This is a genomic window from Candidatus Ozemobacteraceae bacterium, from assembly GCA_035373905.1.
GTDB lineage: Bacteria > Muiribacteriota > Ozemobacteria > Ozemobacterales > Ozemobacteraceae > MWAR01.
The window spans coordinates 70,046-90,051 of record DAOSOK010000013.1; the positions used below are offsets into that span (position 1 = coordinate 70,046).

Below are 20,006 nucleotides of genomic sequence, written 5' to 3' on the forward strand. Positions count from 1 at the left end.
TCGCCCATCAATGGCCGAGAGCGGTCGGGAAACTTCGAAGCATGTAGATCAGCGAAGGACCGATCAGCCACACGAAGATGCTCGGGAAGACGAAGACGACGAGCGGAATGAGAAGCTTGACCGGGAGCTGGTTGACACGCTCTTCGGCCTGGATCATCCGTTGATACCGCATCTGCTCGGCCTGGGCGCGGAGGGTGGGCCCGATTTCCGCGCCGAGGCGCTGTGCCTGGATCAGCGAACTGACGAAGGCGAAGAACGACAGCACCTGGACCCGGTCGGCCATCTCGGTCAGGGCCTCCTCGAGACTTTTCCCGTATTTGATGTCCGCCAGGAACATCTGGAACTCGATGACGATGTCCGTCGGGCGGGATTTTTCGACGATCTTCTGCATGCCGCCGATCAGATCGAGACCGGCTTCGATCGACAGCGACAGGAGGTCGATCGCGTAGGGAAGCTCGTATTCGATGTTCTGCTGCCGCTTTCGGATCAATTGCGCAAGATACATTTTCGGCAGATAGAATCCGATCGGAAGCAGCACGATGAGAAACACGATTCCAAGGGCGCCGAACCGCAGGGGATTGAACAGGAAGAGAACGACGAGCACGAGGAGAACGGCGACAAGCTGTTGGACAGACATGAACTCGTTTACCGAGAGGTCGCCGGGGTTCCCGGCGGCGCCAAGCAGATAGCGAAGTTCATCGCGCATGCGGTTGATGAGATTGCCCCCCAGGGCTTCGTTCACGCCGGCGAGCGGTCGCAGGATCACCTTGAGAATGGACCAGCGGCCCGCCTTTTTCTTCGGATCGTTGGCGACCGCCATCTGATCTTCCGGATCGGGCATGATGCTGCTTGTCATGCGATTGATGAAGATAAGCCCAAGGATCGACGAAAGCAGGGAGGCGATGAGAACCAGCTGTCCGAGCGGATTGTCGATGAGCGGCACGATATACGACGGGTGCCAGATGAAAATGAGGCCCGCGAAAACCAGCGGGAGAATTCCGATCAGGTTGCCGGAAATCCGCGCATGCGCCGTGCCGGCGACGATTTTCCCCATGATGCGCTTGCGCTCAGCGATGGTGATGACGATCTGTTTGTACAGATCTTCGAGGTTGCCGCCGGTATCCTGCTGGAAAATCGTGGCGTTGATCGCGAGTCTGAGATCAGGGCTGTTCACGCGCCTCGCGAGGTTTCCGAGAGCCTCGACCATCGAAACGCCGAGGCGGCGCTCCTGGACCAGCTTCTGAAACTCGTCGCACATCGGCGAGGGGGTCGAGACGGCCACCAACTCGAAGGCCTGATCAAGGTTGCGACCGGCCTTGAGAGCGGAGTTGATCATCAGGAGCGCCTCGATCAGCTGATCGTCGAAACTCGCTCTCATGATGTCCTGCAGGAAGGTTCTCTTCTTGCCGTCGGCCGGCCCCTTCGACCTCCGTCGGTGCATCGACTCGTCCACCTGCTGTTCGAGGAACAGGTAGATCCCGACGACGAGCACGAGGATTCCCATCACCGCAACCAGGGTTTCTTGATTGAGAGCCATAGATCCTCCTTAGGAACTTCCACTCATACGGTTACTTTTCGATTTTGAACAAACCGCCGACACGCTCGATCAGCCGCCCCGGGCACTCCCTGATGAAGAGCGGAACGTAGCCCGTCGGCAGCATTTCTCCGAACACCCGGCCGTCTTCGCCGATCCATTTCTTGTCAAATTTGAAGATGGTCTCGAGCTGGATCGACACGTCCTGCATCCCGACCACTTCCGATATCTCGATGACGCGCCGCGTCCCGTCGGAGAGACGAGCGGTCTGAATGACGATGTTGACCGCGCTCGCGATCTGCTCCCGAACGGCGCGCAGGGGAAGGTCGACGCCCGCCATCAGAACCATCGTTTCGAGGCGGGCCAGGGCATCGCGTGAGGAGTTGGCGTGAAGCGTCGTCAGCGACCCCTCGTGGCCGGTATTCATGGCCTGGAGCATATCGAGCGCCTCTTCGCCGCGGCACTCCCCAACGATGATCCGGTCGGGGCGCATGCGAAGGGCGTTTCGAACCAGATCGCGAATCGTCACCTGGGTCTTCGCCTCACCAGCCTGCTGCCGGGCCTCGAGCCGTCCGAGGTTTTCCTGGGCGAGCCGCAGTTCGGCGGAGTCCTCGATGCAGATCACGCGTTCGTCGGGCTGCGTATTCATCGAGAGAACGTTCAGTAGCGTCGTCTTCCCGGAGCTCGCGCCCCCCGATACGATGATGTTCCTGCGCATCTTCACGCAGAGCTTGAGAAACTCGGCTACGGAGGGCGTGAACGCCTTGAACCGGAACACGAGATCGTCGAGGCTGTAGGGCGTACTCGAGAATTTGCGGATCGTCAGCATCGGGCCCGTCAGCGAGAGCGGCGGAATGATCGCATGGACGCGCGAGCCGTCCGCGAGGCGGGCATCGACGAAGGGATTCCGCTCGTTGACCGTCCTGCCGATCGGCATGAGAATACGATCGATGACGGTCTTCACCTGGTCGGTATTGCTGAACGATTTCCCCGACAGTTGCAGTTTTCCCCGCTTCTCGATGAAAATTTTCGAAGGCCCGTTCACCATGATCTCGTCCACGTCGGGATCGCGGATGAAGTCTTCCAGGGGCCCCAACCCGAGAATGTCGTCCAGCAGGGCTTTTTTCAGCTCCGCGTATACGTTGCGGTTCTCGATCTGAGGCGGCGGATTCCGCTTGAAACTCAGTTCTATATTATGCTCTACTTTTTTCCGAAGCTCCTGGTCCGTCATCCCGAAGCGCTTTTCGAGTGTGGAGATGATCTCGCTTCTGATCGACCGCTGGTATTCGACCAGGACTTCGTCGACGGGAGGCACGACCTCCTGCTCGTCGGGCCGGATTCGCTCCGCGGCCTGGTTTTCCATCGCCTTCTCGGCGAGTTTCGCGATGGCCTCGTCGAGATGCTTGTCGCCCGCGGCGCTTTCGACCGCGCTTCCCATCGGAAGGAGGAACTCGCGCGCATGAAGTTTCGATTCGGTGTCCTCGGTCTCGGTATCGACCATGTTCCGAACCATGATGACCCGGTTCGTAAAGTTTGGCCATTTGCCGACTTCGATCAGGAACCGTTTCGCGAGTTCCGGGGAGCCGTCCTGTGCCGCGTAGAGATAATATATCACATCGGATGCCAGCAGAACCGCCTGGGGAAAGGGCGTCATGAAGAGCGTCAGATCGATGACGGCATAGGCGTTTCGCTGGGAGAGGCATCGCAACAGGCGATCCATGGCGGGACCGAGATCGGCTTCGTTCACGATGAATCCGGCACCGAGCGGCTCGTTCGGGCGAATGCCGGTGAAGGGCATCAACCAGAGGCCGTCCCGTTCGCTGAATTTCTCTGCGACGTTTTCCGGCGTCAAGCCGGTCCAGTCGCTCTTGAAATACTCCATGAACGACATGCCCGAGCTTTCAGCGAGATCGTATTTCGCGACGATCGCCGAGGGAGCGAACCAGTTACACTCGATGAAGGCGACGTTCCGCCCGCTTCGCTGACGAAGCGCCCGGGAAAATCGGAGGGCGGTCGAACTCTTGCCGATTCCTCCCTGGAAACTCGTGAAAACAAACACTTCGGCACGCGGTCCGGCGTTTGCCATATCCTCTCCTGACACTGATTTCACGCGTATTAGATCACAGCCGTCTGCGGACTGTCAATGTACGGGGAAGACCAAGGAACGTCTCACATTACTATTGCCGGAGCGTTGAGTCAATCGATGCGTTCCGCCAAAAGCGTCATGCCTGATGTCGATACCGGCGTTGAACGGATACTCACTTCGGAGTATCATCGGATCACGCCATGGCAACGAACATGCAGACGGCCGTTTCGGTCGATTCCCTGACGAAGAGCTTCGGAAAACACGAAGCCGTGAAGGGCATCTCGTTCGACGTCGCTGCGGGAACGATCTTCGGCTTCCTCGGCCCCAACGGCGCCGGCAAGACGACGACCATGCGGATGATCACGGGCATGCTCGCCCCCACGTCAGGCCGCATCACCATCGCAGGCCTCGACATGCCCGACCGGCGCGATGCGATCAAAGCCTTGATCGGCGTCGTCCCGGACCACCAGAACCTGTACGACCGCCTGACCGCGCGCAGACAGCTTCGCCTCTTCGCCGATCTCACCGGAGCCGCGCCGGCACGCGTCGACGAAGTCATTTCGCTCGTCGGCCTCGGTGAGTATGCCGACATCCCTACCGTCAGACTCAGCAGAGGCTGGCGGCAGCGTGTCCTTATCGCGCGCGGTCTGCTCCATCATCCGAAGGTGTTTTTCCTCGACGAACCGACGTCCGCGCTCGATCCCCAGTCCGCCATCTCGATCAGGGGCGTCGTCAGGCGTCTTCGCGACGAAGGCACGACTATTTTCCTGACGACGCATTACATGGAAGAGGCGTCCGATCTCTGCGACCGAATCGCGATCCTCCACGACGGCCGGATCGTGGCTTCCGACACGCCCGACAACATCCGGATGCGGTTCGGCCGCCCCCTTATCGACGTCACGCTTCGCAGCCGCGAATCCGGCCCAGACAAAACGGTTTCCCTTCCCATCGGCGGTCCCGAAACCCCGGCCAGAATCTCCGGGTGGCTCGCGGACGGTTCCGTCGTTCGCATCCACACCCAGGAAGCAACCCTGGAAGAAGCGTTTCTCCGCCTCACCGGCTCGACCTGGCACCCCCAGCCCGAAACGTTCGACGACCTGCCGAAACCGTCACAGGCGGAACATCCATGAACCCGCGACGCATCTTCGCCCTGTTCAAGAAAGACCTTCTCGACGCCTCACGCAATTACCACGTGCTTTTGCTCGTCGCCACGCCGATCATTCTCTCCCTCCTCTTCTCGAATCTCTTTTCGGAAAGCCGCTCCAACACGATGATGCCCCGCGTCGGCGTCCTCGCCCCGGGCGGAAGTCCGCTTCTCGAAAAGCTGCAGCCGAAAGAGTTCGGAATCCGCCTCGTGAGCTTTTCCTCGCGCGATGAAATGGAGTCCCGCATCGCCGAAGGGGACGTGAGCTTCGGCCTTGTCCTTCCGTCCGTTCTCCCGCAGGCGTCGGGCCCTCGGAACCTGCCGAAGCTCACCATGATCTACCCCGTTGAAACGCCTGAATATGCCGTGGAACGGTTCCGCAGCACGCTCGAGGGAGAGTTGCGCAAATTTCTCGGAAAGCCGGCTCCGCCGCTTCCGATCGAGCTATCCTTCGAACCCATCGGCGGCACATCTGCCAAACAGCGCAGTTTCGGCGGGGACATGCTCCCCATGCTCATCCTGATGGCGATGGGCATGATCGGGCTTCTCGCCCTCCCCCTCTCGTTTGCCGAGGAGCGCGAGAGACGCACCCTCGATGCCCTGTTCCTGACGCCGACCACCACGACGGAATTGATCGTCGGCAAATGCCTCTTCAGCTTCGTTCTCCAGCACGTCACGGTCCTCGCCATGGTCGCCCTGAACGGGCGCTGGGACGGAAACCAGCCGTATTTCTGGCTGTTCGTCTCGCTTGGAAGCTTGATGTTTTTGCTCGTGGGGCTGTTCGTTGCGGCCGTCGCAGAAACCCAGGCGTCCGTCAACGCGATGGGAAGCAGCCTGTTTCTCTGCTTCCAGATGGTTCCGACCCTCAGCGCCACCAACGATCTGCTGCGCATGGCGGCGAATATCGTGCCTTCGACCTACGTCCTTCGGGGAATCCGCAAAGCCCTGTTTCTCGATCTCTCGAAAGTCGATATCGTCGGCGACCTGCTGGTGCTGGCCGCCGTCACGGGAGTGCTGTATCTGATGACGAGGTTCGTTTTCCGCCGCATGCAGGTGGCGTGATCGTCTTGCAAAGAGAAGGGATTCAGGGTTATCCTTCGGAGCCACTCCATCAACAAGGTGTCTAGCAACAGCGATTTCTCATGGAAAAAGTCAATTTCGACGACATAGTACGAAATCTCATGGTCTTCCTGAAAGGCCAGGTGCCGTCCCTGCAGTCAAAGCACTCACGGGACGACCTCGTGCACCAAATCCAAAACATCGTTTACACGCTGAGAACGTTCCTCATCCAGCTCGAAGCAGCCTCTTCCTCGGATCCGCGCAAGACCCCCGAATACCAGAGCGCGCTACAGGAAATCGAGGGATTCAAGAAAACCAACGCCCGTCTCGAGGAATCCCTCTTCCTCGAGATGAGCAAACATCAGAAACTGACGGCCGAGATCGACAAACAGGCTGTTCTGCTCAAGGATCGCGACCAGACTATCGCCCAGCTCAACAACGAGATCGCCGCGTTGCAGCGCCAGATCGGCGAACTCCAGAACAGGCCGGCGACCGAGGTGCAGAGCGCCGTTCTCGAGGCCCAGCAGGCGGCCCACGAGCAAGAAAAGGCCGCGTTCGCCGAAGAGAGAGCCCGCCTGGAAGCGGCGGCGGCCGAGGCCGCCTCGAAAGCGCAGTCTGCGACGGAAGAATTGATCCGGCTGTCGACCGAACTGAACAAGGTTCGCGATGAGTATGACCGCGCGACCCAGCGCCTCGACGAACTGCAGAGCCTCACCGAAACCATCGACCGCGAACGTCAGATGAAAGAGCGCGCAGAGCAGGCTCTCGGCGCCGCGAAGCTCGAGTTCAACCAGGAGCGGGAGCAGCTCGCCGCGGAAATCGAGAAGTATCGCAAGGACTATGAGGAACTGAAAAACCAGCCCCTCAAGGACCAGGACACCTATCGCAAGATCATCAAGGCGCTCCAGGAAAAGATCGACAAGCTCCAGCGCACCCTGCACAGCGGACCCGCGGGAGATGCAATTCAGAACATCCAGGCGGCAGCGGAGGCCCGGATCAAGGCGCTCGAAATGGCCCTCGCCGAGGCGAAGTGCCAGATCGAGCTCGGCACGCCGGTCTCACCCGAAAAATTTGAAAACCTCACCCGCGAAAACAACGAACTCCAGCAACGGATCATCGATCTCGAAGCGACCGTGCGGCGGCTCCTGGCCACCCAGGAACACGCGCAGAGCGGCCAGAACGAAGGCCTCTCGAGCGGTTTCCGGTGCGACGAAATCATCCTGTTTTTCGAAGTGCTGACGACGCTCATCGCGAAGCTGGGCACAGCGCCCGAAAACCGCGATCTCCGGCAGAAGGCGGAAAAGGCATTCGCCGTCCTCGAGAAGACGCACGCGGTCGAGCCCGTCTCGTCACTCGGCCGAATGTATGAAGAGAAGATGCACAAGGTCGTCAAATCCTTCATCGCGCCGTTCCTCGACGACGGCATGATCGTCAACGAGATCAGCCGCGGGTATCTCTCGGGCGACCAGATCATCCAGCGCGCAGTCGTTTGGGTGGCGAAATCCCGTTTCCAGTGCTCGGATTGCGGCTCGCCGTCGAGGCCACAAGATAATTTCTGCCCCAAGTGCGGCCTCGAACTCTGCGCCCCCGACGGAACGCCGAAACGCCGGCTGCCTCAGCTTCCCACCGATCCGGAGATCGGCATCCAGCTTCTCGATATTCTTATCGAACGGCGCCAGATCAAGGCGATGCAAGGCCTTCTCTCGCATCTCATGATGGCGAATCCCGGCCATAACGGCCTTCTGATCCGCAACAAGCAGATCACCCAGATCCTTTCGGAATTGCCGCCGGAAGACTAAGACTCGACAGAACGGAGACCGGCCACATGTCGGACATCGAACAGAATTCTGATGCGAACCAGCTGACGACTCCCGAAGGGCATCGGGGCCCGTCCCTCGGCGATCAGATCGAGGAACTCGAAAACCGGTTTCCCTGGGGAATCATCGGTTTTCTCGGCGCCTGGGCGTATCTTCTGCTGACCTACTGGCTCTGAGTTTCGTCAGGGACGCTGGTCGAGAAGCCAGGCCTGTACCCTGTTCACGACGTTCTGGAGCGTCAGCGTCGTCTCTCCTGCGGTACCGTCCCGCCGGAAATACCGGCAGCCGTGGCCTTTCACGTCGGTGTTGACCGCGGAACCGCCGACCGTCGTCACCGGCATGCCGATCAACTGCACGCCGGCGTTCGTTCCCGACAGGTTCAGCCCCTTGATGCCGTAATCCCCCGAAACCGCCGAGTTGTACCGGTTCAGGAGCAGGCTGAGGTAAAACCGGCCGAGGGTGCGTGAGAACGGTTCGTTCGTGATGGCTTCGATCGCCTGGTACCCGACCTTGGTGCCCGTGCTGAGGGCGCGCGTGATCTCCCTGGAGGTCGTGCCGTATCTGTTTGCCTCGGCGAGGAAGCGGACGAAGAGGTAGGAAAGTCCGTAACTTTCGATGCCGTACCAGTTCGTCAGCGACATCTTGTCGAACGCGGTCTGCGCCTGCATCATCTTGATGATCTGAGCGGTGTTCGCGTCGCCCGCCGAGATTCCATAGCCGGCGATATCTTCGGCGTATTTCGCCTCTCCCTCGGCAAGCCAGGTTTCTTCAAAACCGTTCATCGCGAGCCGTTTCTGGTAAAAGTTCACCATGTGCTGGAACTCGTGCGCGATCGTTCCGTATCGGACGACATTCGTCAGCCCGGAACTCGAATACCGCGCGTAGATGATTTTGCGCGCGTTGCTCTCGCGCAGCTGGACGTCGAGCGGGTTGTTCAGATAGAGGTCGGCGCCGTAGAACAGCCCGATGATCCCGTCTCGCATCGCGTTCGTCAGGAGGATCGTCAGGTGCGTGTCGTTGTCCGGTCCCTTCGCCGGCTCGTTGCCGTATGCGTCGCGAACCGCCGCGGCGATCCCTTCCTCGAACTTGAGCCGGATATCGGATACGAGGCCGTAATCGGGTGATCCGATCGAAGTATCGACATAGATATAGAGTTGATCGCTCGTCCCGACGCAGCGGGCCCTGATGACGTTGTTCGGAAACGCCGTCGTCGTCGCCACGTTTCCATAGGAAGTGATATAGAAGTTCCGTTCGTCGCCGACGACGACCGATGACCTGATCGACGCGGCCGGGCCGGCACCATCCACGTCCGGCATGCCGAGCGAGGCGAGCCTTCGCTCGAGTTCGCGCACGGCTGCTTCCGGCGTCGCGCCGAACGATTCCGGCAGAACGGGTTCTCCGGTCGTCACGACGTTCGGACTTATCCGGAAACTGGACGTCGCCTCGACGCCCACGACCGAAGCCAGGAGAGTTCGGCCTATCCCGAGATTCGGTACCGAGACGGCAGCGGTTTCCCCGCTCGAAAGCGTCACCGGGAAGCCGGCCGATCGGAAGTTCGTCGGAAGCGGCAGGTCAGCCGCCATCGTGAAGCCGGCCTGGACGCCGGTGATCAGCTTGTTCAGCGCCAGGTCCGTCGCCGAATTGTTGGCAAGCGAGACGATCTGGTAGGCGCCAGGCCAGAACGGCGTCGTCGGCGTCAAACGGAGGATGGACGGCGTTTCCCAGAATGTCGCGTAACTTCTCGCCGGGCTGAACGAGATCGCATTCTCCACGGACGTCTGGCTCATGGGCTCGCTGAACGTGAAGGTGATCGCCGTTCCCGTCGCGACGCCCGTCGCACCCGCCGCGGGAACGACCGAAAGGAGCGTCGGCGCCGTCGTGTCGGCGGTGATCGCCTGGAGCGTCGTGAAGCTGTTGGTCGAGGACGTCGCCGATGCCGTGCCGTCGGAAGCCCGGACCTTCCAGTAATACGTCTGACCGGCATCGAGGGCAGCCGGAACGTATGTCGGGGTCGTGAGCCCCGTGACGAGGGGCGTCGAAAGCGTACTGTTCAGCCCGAGGAACACGTCGTATGTGAGCGCATCGCCGTCCGGATCGCTCGCCGTCCAGGAGAGCGTCGGCTGCGTGGCGACATGTGCGGCGGCGTTCGCCGGCGTGTTCAGCGTCGGTGCCAGCGGCGCCCCGTTCGCCTGCACCGTCGTCGTGAACGTCCAGACGGAGGGGTTCGCGTTGGTCATTCCCCCGGCATCCTTGGCCACGACCTGCCATGAATATCTTGTGCCATTTTTCAGAACGGCCGGCACGAGAAGATACTTGTAGGTGACGCCGCTGGCGACGCATGGCAGCGGGGCGGTCGTGCCCAAGAAGACGTCGTACGTCATGGCGTCGCCGTCGGGTTCCGTCGCGTCCCAGCGGAGCTGCGGCCTGGTTTCGACGCCGGTCGCCCCGTTGGCGGGATACACGGCCGCCGGGTCGCCGGGCGGGTTGTTCGGCCGGTCGTAGGTCCTGAAGCTCCAGGTGGGTCCGGTCGTCACCCCCGACCGTTCGTCCGATGCGACCACCTTCCATGAATACGTCGTGCCGAGAGCGAGATTCTCGAGCCGCGCGACGGGGAAATTCGTGGTCGTCGCGAGCGCCGGCGCCTGCGTTCCCGTCGCGAGCCAGACCTGATAGGTGACGTGGTCGGAGGGGTCCGGGTCGCCGCCGATCCACATCAGGAGAATCGAGGGAAGCTGGCCTTGCGCCTGGTCGGCCGGGGTCGGGTTTTCGGGTGTATAGGGAAGGGTATTGTTGCCGTCGCCCGTCGTGAACTGCCACTGGGAATAATCCGCGCTGATCGCTCCTGACGTATCGCGGCAGATGACGTGCCAGATGTAGTCCTGGTAGACGGAAAGGCCGCTCACCTGCCAGTACGGAGTCGCGACGTTGCTCGCGATCAGTACCGCGGGGCTGCCCAGCTTCGATAGGAACACGTCGTAGACGAGCGCGTCGCCGTCAGGGTCGGTTGCCTGCCACCGCAGCGTCGGGGAAACGGACTGGCCGGTCGCCCCGTCTGCGGGCATCGGGGAAGTCGCTTTCAAGGGCGCCTGGTTATTCGGGTTCCCTGGGCCGCCCGAACCGTCGGCGACGTAAACCGTGAAAGCGGCTTTGCCGGTTCCGCCCTTCCCGTCGTCTCCCGTCACCTCGACGACATACGTGCCTGCAACGGAAGGAGCCGTATACAGCGTGCTCTGGCCCTGGCTGTTGCTGAAACTTCCCGCCGTGCAGCTCCAGGCGAACTGGACGACGTCGCCGTCCGGATCGAGAGCCGTCGCAAACAGGCTTCCCTGACCGCCGGCGTTCAGCGACGAAAAAGCGGCGCTCACTTCGACGGTCGGGGCGTTATTTCGATTCACGGCCGTGGATGGGGTGAGGGCGATCGTGACCGCCGTCTGGCCGGTGTCACGGAACGTGAGCAGGAAGATCCTGGTCTCGTATCCAGGAGCGGATACGGCGGCCTGCCAGGAACCCGGCGGAACCGGCCCGATCGACGCGTCCCCGCCCGCGCCGCTCGTGACGGATCGCCCCCACAGAGTGATTCTGGCACCCAGCACGGCGGCGCCCGAATCGCGATTGAGAATCCGGAGCGTCAAAGTCCGAGCGGCATAGACGAGCTGGAGCGACGACGGCAATTGCCACGTCGCATACTGCGACGAAACGCTGACGAGGTCCGAACGCTGCCTGTAGGCCTGGCCTCCCGCCGCAATTTCGGCGATCAGGTGCCACTTGCCGACCGGCACGTTCTGAATGAGAAACTTTCCGTCGCCGTCGGTGACGGCCGTCAGATCAGGCCTCTCCTCGACGAACACCGTCGCGTTCGCCTGCCCGCCCCCGGCGGTTTGGGGAAGAAGCCCGGCCAGCGACTCCCTCGTGCTCCCAGAGACGGGCGCAAGTATTCTACCCTCTATATTTACAAGTGTCTGACCGACCGAAGGCGTCTGCCAATCTTCCGCGCCCCCGCCATTCGAACCGCATCCGGCGGCCACCAGAAGCAGGAGAAGGACGAACCCGAGACAGACGCCGGCCGAAAATCGCATCGTCGGTGACAGAAGTGATTCATTCCGGTCTTTCATCGCTCCCCATCATGCAGGAAATACCGACAAAAAACAAGTGGGGGAGGGTTTGAAACCCGGCCTCGAAGCGAACCGGTAGTGATCGGTCATGACGGATCGTGTTGAGCCTTCGAGTCACGAAGGGTTCCCGGATACCCCAGGAGAGCGAACGGAATATCGATAGGTATCTGGAGGATTCGGTTGCATGACACCGATGTGAGTCGCATTCCCATTGCGACTGTTCGTCAGTTCCGCGACCTCTGTTCGCTCCCGATGAGGTCGATGTTCCCCTGCGCGAGGTCTCGGCTCTGGATGTAGGACTGCTTCACGACGGCGATGTCCACGAGGTCTTTGGCGGCGGAATACTGTTTCACCTCTTCCTTGGCATCGCCCGTGTTCATCCAGGTGAGATCGATTTTCGTCGAAGCCTCCTGGATCTTTCTCGCCTCCGCGGATCGCTTCTGAAAATCCGCATCCGACTCGGTGAAGGCGACTTCCCTGCCCTGACTGTCGTATTGGACCCCCTGCTTGATCTTCGACGCATCGAAACTTTCGAGAAGGCTCTTATAGGGAATCTCCTTCCCCTCGCTGTCCTTCTGCGGGTTTTTCTCGTAGGCCTCTTTCAGCGCGCGATCTTTCACCATCAGGTCATACGCCTGCCGATACGCCTGTTGCTCTTTCTGGTCGGACGGGAGTGTCGTGCCCGACGATTCGAGCGACCGCCTGAGAAATCTCTCCTCGTCGCGGTCGATGATCGTTCGCAGGGCCTTGACGTCGTTCTCCACGTCCTGGAGCTTGTCGTGCTTCAGGAGGTCTTCCTTGATCCTCGAGACGTCGGTATCCGTGCCGCCCCAGGTGAAGGGGTTATACCAGGTGGCCGCGCCTTTCGCATCGACGTCCTTCAACTGATCGTTGGTGTTGTTGATCTCCCTGTTTGCGTTACTCAACGATTCGGTTTCGCGCTGCATCATGAACGCAAGCTGTTGAGACGACATGTCCTTGAGCGCATCGGCCGTCAGCGTCGCCGAGAACATCGACGACTGGCCCTCGGTCCCGGTCATCTTTTCCGTCGCGTTCGTCAGCACCGCCATGGCGATCGAACTCTTCACCGGCGCGGCCGCGATGAACTCGTTGCGCATCACGACGGTGGTCTTCTCGTTGTGCTCGATCATTTCCCGCGTCACCGGCACCTGCATCGCCCCGGTCAGGGAAATGTCGATCCGGGCCTGCGCGGTCTGCTGCATCCCGTCAGGCATCAGCGTGCCCGGTTCGGCCCCGCGGGCGAGATCGAAGGATTTCAGGTTCGAGCAAAGCAGTTTTTGCCCCTGGCCACCGACGTTGCGGTACAGTCTCGGTTTCCGGAATTCGTACACCACGTCGGCGACCCCCTTCGAGTCGATCCTGTTCGCGTCCTTGTTTTCGAGAAACCGCTGGAATTTGATCGTTCCCGAGTTCCCATCGGCAGCGCCGGCCACCTCCAGGGTGCCCGCCTTGATCGCCTTGAAATCGAGAGCTATCTGGTCGATGGTCTTGCGAATCTCGGACTGGAGCGCCTGCCGGGCGTTTGCCTTCGCGAAATTCCGCCGCGAGGCCGTCCAGACCTGGTAAGCGCCGCCGAGGACGACGCTGGAAAGAAGAACGCCGATCATCACTTCGACGAGGGTCACACCAGATTTGCGCATGTTCCGTCTCCCTTCGCGTGCGTCCGGTCAGTCGGATTCGGTATTATATATAGCATTAGATATACGCACCTGCCGCACGCCGGTCTTGTCGCCTTCGGTCCACCGGGCGTCGACCTGAATCCAGACCTCTCGAATCGTTTCGGGCTCGTTGGGTCGCACTCTTCCCTTGCGGACCTTCAGCTTTCCTTCCCACTTGAGATCTTTCAGCTGCGAAGCGAACTCGGCGAGAGATTCCTTCGTTTTCGGGTAGTAGTTTTCGTTCAGGACCTCCCAGGTGTTGTCCGCAAGCCCATCGTAGTCCTTGACGATCGTCTTCATGGGAACGAACTTGCACTCCTCGACGAGTCCCAGCGCCAGCCGCATGGCTTTCGAGTAGTTGTTTACCTTCACGGTGGACTTGGACCCGTATTGGATCGTCGAAAGCACCGGCAGCAGCGCTGCCGCCAGGATGAACACCGCGATCATGATCTCGATGAAGGTCACGCCGCGATACGTTGCCGCAATGCGTCTCATTGGATCCTCCAGGCTTCCCAGCCGGGGGTGAGCGTCACCTGATACCGCTCGGGATCGTATTTCCCATGCTTCGGGTGGATCGAGTTCAGCGAGGCTCTCGTCTTGTAGCCGACGTAGGTGATCTTCACGGCACCTTGCGCGGAAGCCTTGTTGAACGTGTTCGTGATCCAGTTGCCCCTGATTTCCAGTCGCTTGTCGGGGAAAATCGCCAGGCCCTTGTCGGTATAGAGCGAGCCTTCGAACCGGACGGGATCGCTCGGCGCTCCTTCGTCGAGAATCACTCCGCCGCGCCGAGCGATAAGACTGAAGACCGTGCGTGGCGTGCCGGCCACCGTTTCCTGCGCCTCGTCGTACGGATCCTCGATATTGCCGTGAAGCGTGACGTTTCCGCCCGAGACGATCGAGCCGCGGCCGTAGACGTTGAACGTCGTGGAGCCGGGCGGCGGAAGGGTCAGGTTGTCGGCGACGAATGTGATACCGTTGAGGCGATAGCATTCCTTGCCGTTGATCGCGATCGTTCTGTTCGGCAGATCGGCGAGGAAGTCCCGCTCGGTCGCGTAGTAATACGTCGCCTTCTTCGCATACTGCTCGATGGAATACAGGTTCGGCGGGGAGTTCTCGAGCTGGGATGGATCGTAGACCGTGACCGCGCCGTCCGGTTCCTTGCTCGCGTTCTCGGTCGCTTTCATCGGGTAAAAACTGTACTCGTATTTTTCACAGACATCGTGGGTGTGAACGAGCGGAATGGGGACCGGCGGCAGGTTGATGACTCCCGTGATCGGAATCTGTTTCCCGACCGGGAACGGCCCCATGGGATACCCCATGATCGTGAAATGCCACTGTTCGAACCGCTTCAGCACGCAGCCCTCGATCTCGCGGGTCATGGTCGGATACAGGGCGCCGGGCCCGAACAGGTGCGTCACGGTCGAGCCGAACGCCGGCATGGGAACCGGAAGGCCGACGCCCATGAACGAGAGTGGCCCGCCGCTGTGCGGCCAGTCCCACTTCTCGAACGGATCGAGCGATCCGAGGGGACCGGGAAGCGGCACCAGGTGCAGAGCCGGTTCGAACACCGTGCAGCCGTTCACTTTCGGAATGATGTTGAACATACCCGCAATATTGCTCGCGATATTCTTGAGGGTACTCGTTTTGTTCGTTCCCGCGGGAGGGGCGGGAGGGTTCGGGTTGATGGCCTTGATCACGTTCGTCTTTACGGAGTTGTACCCGGCCTCGACGCCGTTGAGCGCGTTGTCGACCCCGGCCTTCAGGCCCTTCACCTCGGTCGGAACGGGGGTCGTCGTCTGGTTGTGCGGCTCACGGCTGTAGATCGAAAACTCCTTCTGCGGCATCGAGATTTTGGCATCGGTGATGAGGAGCATTTCCGATACGCGGGCGAAGTTGAAGACGTCGCCGCTCATCGGATTCCCGTAAAACGAGACGTTGCACAGGGTCGGCTTCGTGCCGTTCACCCGGATCAGCCCGGGAAACACGTAGAATTCACCCGCCTCCTTGGCCAGGAGCCCCTTCATATTCGGAAAATTCTGGACCGTCAGCGGCCCCCCGGCATCGTTGAACACGATCTTGTCGTCGTTCAGGTTCGAAATGAAGAAACTGTAGCAGGGTGCCACCGGTTCGATGTCGGCGCATTTGAACTCCTTGGTGGCGAGAACATGCTTCGTCGTGGTTTTCGAATCCCCGTAGGTGATCGAGGCTTCGGCATCGATCGTGAGATACCCGTATTTTTCGACGCACTGGTTCTCGGAAAATGCCGGCACTGTTGCTCCGCCGAGCTTGGCGGCAAGCGGGGGAAACGTCCCCGCCGCAAGATGAATCTCATAGGGATACAGATCGTCCGGGAGAATTTTGCTCAAAAGGCCGTCGAAGGTGACGAAGCCCTTGATCTGGCTGGACCAGCTGTCGGGAAACACCCTCAGCATCACGTCGATCAGATCGATGTTCAGAAACGGCAGGCCGAGGTTGATATTGAGCGACAGCCATCTCGCGCTTTCCGGCAGGGAGAGTGTGAGAGCGGTATAGCCTTTGTTGTCGAGGAAATCCATCAGACCGGAATGGACGGCATACTCACAGTCGACGCCGGGAACCTTGTATTTGTCGGCCCCCGACTCGGGCCCGGGAGCTATTTTCAGGGCCTTGTCGAGCTTGAGGGTGATCTTCACGTCGTAGGGGGTGCCGGCTTTTCCGACCATGAACTCGACCATCTCGTCGAGTTCTCTCGTTTCGGGGGTCTGCAACTGGTCCTTGCCGAGAATCACCGGTGCGCCCACGGCCGAGACGTCGAGAGGAAGATCGTTGCCGAGCACGTTGCCGAGGCCGTCGTAGGAACCGCCTTGCGTCTGCATCGGAAGCCGGAGCCGGTTGGCCAGCGACGTCGGATCCTTCATCTTTTCGGGATCGTTCAGGTCTTTGGCGAGAATCGACATTGCGCGCTCGAGCGCCGCTTCGGCGAGACACTGGGCGTGAATCGCACGATGCGACCGCTCGGTCAGGTAGGTTTCCTCGACGGTGTCGCGCATGAAAAACGTCGCGACGGTGAAAATGACGGCAAGGATTCCGATGATGATCAGGAAAACGTTGCCACGGTTTTTCATGACTCCCCTCCGTTGATGTGCCCGGGAAGCTGGACGGCGCCCCCCATCATTTCGCCTGGTGCGGCGCCGAGAGCAGGTTCAGATTCGACAGGATGTTCGAGGTCTGGTCCATGAGTTGACGGGATCCCACCGGCATACCCGGACGACCTGTATACTCCTGGAGATACTGCCTCACGGAAGGATCCTGGGAGTATTTTGCGATCAGATCCGGGGATTTTCGCACAAACTCCATGCAGCCTCTCATATACTGAGCAATATTGCTCATCTCGGGAATCCGGCGCATGATCTCGAGCAGACGCGCGAATTCCTTCTCTTCGAGGTCTTTCATCCCGTTCGCCTGGTAATACCGGCACAACCGGTGGGACGCGGCAAAATGGAGGAAGGGGTTGTCCGTTTCGTCCTCGAGAATGCCCTGGAGGATTTTCACCGCCTCGACCGGACTCCCCTGCTCGAAGAGGAAGCCGGCCCGCCGAATGAGCGGATTGTACTGGGCCTGAAGGTATTCCTTCGCCGTCGGTGGATACCCGTCGAACATCCGCGCCGGCGGCGGGGCGCTCATGACCCTCTGAACAACGTCGTTCCACTGCTTGTCGACCTTCGGCGGAGCGCTCACGGCGGCGGCGACCTGCTTCCCTCCGCCAGATTTCTGGATGAAAGAAAAGCCTCCGCGTCCGCTTGCCAAGCGCTCCTTCACGGTACCCGACGAAAATCCGCCCTTCGGTCCGCGCGACTGGTACACCAGAAAAATCACGGGTATGACCAGTAGAATCAGACCGACCACAAGCACCCGAACATCGCTCGGATCTATTTTTTCGAGCGGGTGTTTCTTCTCGTCGTTGCTCATCTTCCTCTCACTGTTCGCCCCGTGAGCCCCTTTCGGAATGGATGGTCATCCGCTGCGTTCATAGTAACATTCTTATTTTTTCCCGCAAAGAGCATTTGTTACAAATTTTCCTCCTCTCCATCCGTTTCTCTGCTCTCGCTTGGCCTTTCGAGGAAGACATACCGCAAAATTTCGCCCCCCGTTCGTGTTGAGCCTGAAAAACGAACGGCCCACCTTCCCTTGCCACATCAGACTTCGGGAAAGGCGCGGATGAGCAGGAGAACTCAACCCGCATGGCTTAAAATGAGACGGAGATACCAACCGAACGGTTCAGTTTTTATTACCTCACGATTTCGTGAGAAATACGACGTAAATAAACGTATTATTTTATAAAATGCTTATAATCGTGTTTTTTTAAAATTCTTCGGGATTTCCATTGGAGCGAGGTGTACCGTATTAATACGACCTGTTAGCACTCGGCGTTGGCGAGTGCTAACAAAAAAAGAAAACCACGCACACCCGGAGGAACTCATGAACATTCACCCCCTCGGCAACCGAGTTCTGATCGAACTCCTCGAAAAGGAAGCGAAGACCAAGGGCGGCGTCTTTCTGCCCGAGACCGCTTCCAAGGAGCGCCCGATGCGCGGCAAGGTCATCGCCGTCGGCGCCGGCGCCCGCAACAAGAAAGGGACGCTGATCCCCATGCAAGTCAAGGTCGGCTCCAGCGTCGTTTACTCGCAGTATGCGGGTGACGAATTCGAGATCGAAGGCAAAAAGCTTCTTCTTATCAAGGAAGACGAGATCCTGGCCATCGAGTAATCCCCGTAATTCCCGGTCGCGGTCCGCGGCCGATATCACGTACCAAAGGAGACACACACAATGGCAGCCAAACAGTTGCGTTACGGCGAAGAAGCCCGCCGGTCCCTCGAGAAAGGCGTCGATACCGTCGCCAATGCGGTTCGCTCGACCCTCGGCCCCAAGGGGTGCTATGCCGTCATCAACAAGAGCTACGGCAGCCCCACGATCACGAACGACGGCGTGATGATCGCCAAGGAAATCGAGGTCGCCGACCGCTTCGAGAACATGGGCGTTCAGCTCGTGCGCGAAGTCGCCAGCAAGACCAACGATATCGCCGGCGACGGCACCACCACCGCCACCGTCCTCGCCCAGGCCATCGTGCATGAGGGATTCAAGAACACCGCCGCCGGCGCCACCCCGATTTATCTGAAGCGCGGCATCGAACTCGGCGTGAAGGCCATCGTCGATGAGCTGAAGAAGCTCTCCCGCAAGGTCGACGATAACAAGGACAGCGTTGCCCAGGTCGCCACGATCTCGGCTCGCGACCCTGAGATCGGCAAGGTCATCGCCGAAGCGATGGACAAGGTCGGCAAAGACGGCGTCATCACCGTCGAGGAAGCCAAGAGCTTCGACACCACCCTCGAGTTCGTCGACGGCATGGAGTTCGACAAGGGCTACGTGAGCCCCTACATGGTCACCGACGCCGAGCGCATGGAAGCCGTTCTCGAGAACCCCTACATTCTCGTCACCGAGAACAAGATCAACAACATCAAGGACATCCTCCCCGTCCTCGAAAAGATCGTCCAGACCAAGCGCAGCCTGCTGATCATCGCTGAAGACGTCGAGGGCGAGGCTCTCGCCACCCTCGTCGTGAACAAACTGCGCGGCACCTTCAACTGCGTCGCCATCAAGGCCCCCGCGTTCGGCGACCGCCGCAAGGCCATGCTCGAGGACATCGCGATCCTCACCAGCGCGAAGAAGATCAGCGAAGATCTCGGCATGAAACTCGAGCACACCACGCTCGAGCACCTGGGCACCGCCAAGAAGGTCATCGTCAGCAAGGAAAAGACGACGATCATCGAGGGCAACGGCAAGCCCGCCGATATCAAGGCCCGCATCTCCCAGATCCGCGCCGAGATCGACCACAGCACCAGCAGCTACGACAAAGAAAAACTGCAGGAGCGCCTGGCCAAGCTCAGCGGCGGCGTCGCCGTCATCAAGGTCGGAGCCGCGACCGAGACCGAAATGAAAGAGCGCAAGACCCGCGTCGAAGACGCTCTCTCCGCGACCCGCGCGGCCGTTGAGGAAGGCGTCGTCGCCGGCGGCGGCGTTGCCTACCTCAACGCCCTCAAGGCCCTCGATACCGTCAAGGCCGAAGGCGAGACCAAGGTGGGCGTGGATATCGTCCGCAAGGCTCTCTACGAGCCGATCCGGTTCATCCTTTCGAACGCCGGGCTCGAAGCTTCCGTCATCATCGACAAGATCCGCAACCACAAGGGCGACGGATATGGCTTTGACGTCGTGAAGAACGACTATACCGATATGTTCAAAGCCGGCATCATCGATCCGGCCAAGGTCACCCGCTCGGCGCTCCAGAACGCCGCGTCGATCGCTTCGATCCTGCTCACCACCGAAGTGCTCGTCGGCGAACTGCCCGAAACCAGCAAGCCGGCCCCGGCCATGGGCGGCATGGGCGGTATGGGCGGCATGGGCGGTATGGGCGGCATGGGCGGCATGGGGATGATGTAATCCCCGAAACCGCCGGGAAACGACAAACCACGGAGTCACGGAGACACGGAGAATGAAATGTTCCCAAAACTCTGTGCATCTGTGACTCTGTGATGAATCGT

General features: G+C 60.1%; 13 protein-coding genes. 6 read left to right on the forward strand and 7 right to left on the reverse strand.

Annotated features, from left to right (window positions below; all coding sequences use genetic code 11):
- Positions 1-7: 7 nt before the first annotated feature.
- Positions 8-1,537, reverse strand: coding sequence for a type II secretion system F family protein (locus tag PLU72_08175; GenBank protein ID HOT28153.1), 1,530 nt, complete (start codon positions 1,535-1,537; stop codon positions 8-10).
- A 31-nt stretch (positions 1,538-1,568) separates the two neighbouring features.
- Positions 1,569-3,620 carry an ATPase, T2SS/T4P/T4SS family gene (locus PLU72_08180; GenBank protein HOT28154.1) on the reverse strand — a complete coding sequence of 684 codons (2,052 nt, stop codon included), beginning with the start codon at positions 3,618-3,620 and terminating at the stop codon, positions 1,569-1,571.
- Positions 3,621-3,820: 200 nt separating this feature from the next.
- Between PLU72_08180 and PLU72_08185 the strand changes: the two genes are divergently transcribed.
- The 4 genes from PLU72_08185 (at position 3,821) to PLU72_08200 (ending at position 7,816) form a co-directional block, all read left to right on the forward strand.
- A complete protein-coding gene (locus tag PLU72_08185; protein HOT28155.1) occupies positions 3,821-4,750 on the forward strand; it encodes an ABC transporter ATP-binding protein in 930 nt (309 codons plus the stop codon).
- Positions 4,747-5,826: an ABC transporter permease gene (locus PLU72_08190; GenBank protein HOT28156.1), complete on the forward strand. Its 1,080-nt coding sequence runs from the start codon at positions 4,747-4,749 to the stop codon at positions 5,824-5,826. The genes PLU72_08185 and PLU72_08190 overlap by 4 nt, the downstream gene beginning before the upstream one ends.
- A 179-nt stretch (positions 5,827-6,005) precedes the next feature.
- Entirely contained in the window at positions 6,006-7,622 is a 1,617-nt protein-coding gene (grpE, locus tag PLU72_08195; GenBank protein HOT28157.1) for a nucleotide exchange factor GrpE, read from the forward strand.
- Between the two features lie 26 nt (positions 7,623-7,648).
- Complete coding sequence (locus tag PLU72_08200) at positions 7,649-7,816, forward strand: hypothetical protein (protein ID HOT28158.1); 168 nt, start codon at positions 7,649-7,651, stop codon at positions 7,814-7,816.
- A 6-nt stretch (positions 7,817-7,822) separates the two neighbouring features.
- On the opposite strand, the gene PLU72_08205 is transcribed toward PLU72_08200, so the two are convergent.
- The 5 genes from PLU72_08205 to PLU72_08225 form a co-directional block, all read right to left on the reverse strand.
- On the reverse strand, positions 7,823-11,752 hold the full coding sequence (locus tag PLU72_08205; protein ID HOT28159.1) for an Ig-like domain-containing protein: 3,930 nt from the start codon (positions 11,750-11,752) through the stop codon (positions 7,823-7,825).
- A gap of 224 nt (positions 11,753-11,976) precedes the next feature.
- Positions 11,977-13,413, reverse strand: a complete 1,437-nt coding sequence (locus PLU72_08210; protein ID HOT28160.1) for a prepilin-type N-terminal cleavage/methylation domain-containing protein — start codon at positions 13,411-13,413, stop codon at positions 11,977-11,979.
- Positions 13,414-13,440: 27 nt separating this feature from the next.
- Positions 13,441-13,926 (reverse strand): hypothetical protein, encoded by a 486-nt coding sequence (locus PLU72_08215; GenBank protein ID HOT28161.1) that lies wholly within the window; start codon positions 13,924-13,926, stop codon positions 13,441-13,443.
- The gene (locus PLU72_08220; GenBank protein HOT28162.1) at positions 13,923-16,535 is read right to left on the reverse strand and encodes a hypothetical protein; all 2,613 of its coding nucleotides are present in this window, start codon (positions 16,533-16,535) and stop codon (positions 13,923-13,925) included. Before PLU72_08220 ends, PLU72_08215 begins: the two co-directional genes overlap by 4 nt.
- A gap of 46 nt (positions 16,536-16,581) precedes the next feature.
- Positions 16,582-17,379, reverse strand: coding sequence for a hypothetical protein (locus tag PLU72_08225; protein HOT28163.1), 798 nt, complete (start codon positions 17,377-17,379; stop codon positions 16,582-16,584).
- Positions 17,380-17,889: 510 nt separating this feature from the next.
- Between PLU72_08225 and PLU72_08230 the strand changes: the two genes are divergently transcribed.
- Both PLU72_08230 and groL read left to right on the forward strand, forming a co-directional pair.
- Entirely contained in the window at positions 17,890-18,177 is a 288-nt protein-coding gene (locus PLU72_08230; protein HOT28164.1) for a co-chaperone GroES, read from the forward strand.
- A 60-nt stretch (positions 18,178-18,237) separates the two neighbouring features.
- A complete protein-coding gene (groL, locus tag PLU72_08235; GenBank protein HOT28165.1) occupies positions 18,238-19,905 on the forward strand; it encodes a chaperonin GroEL in 1,668 nt (555 codons plus the stop codon).
- Positions 19,906-20,006 lie beyond the last annotated feature (101 nt).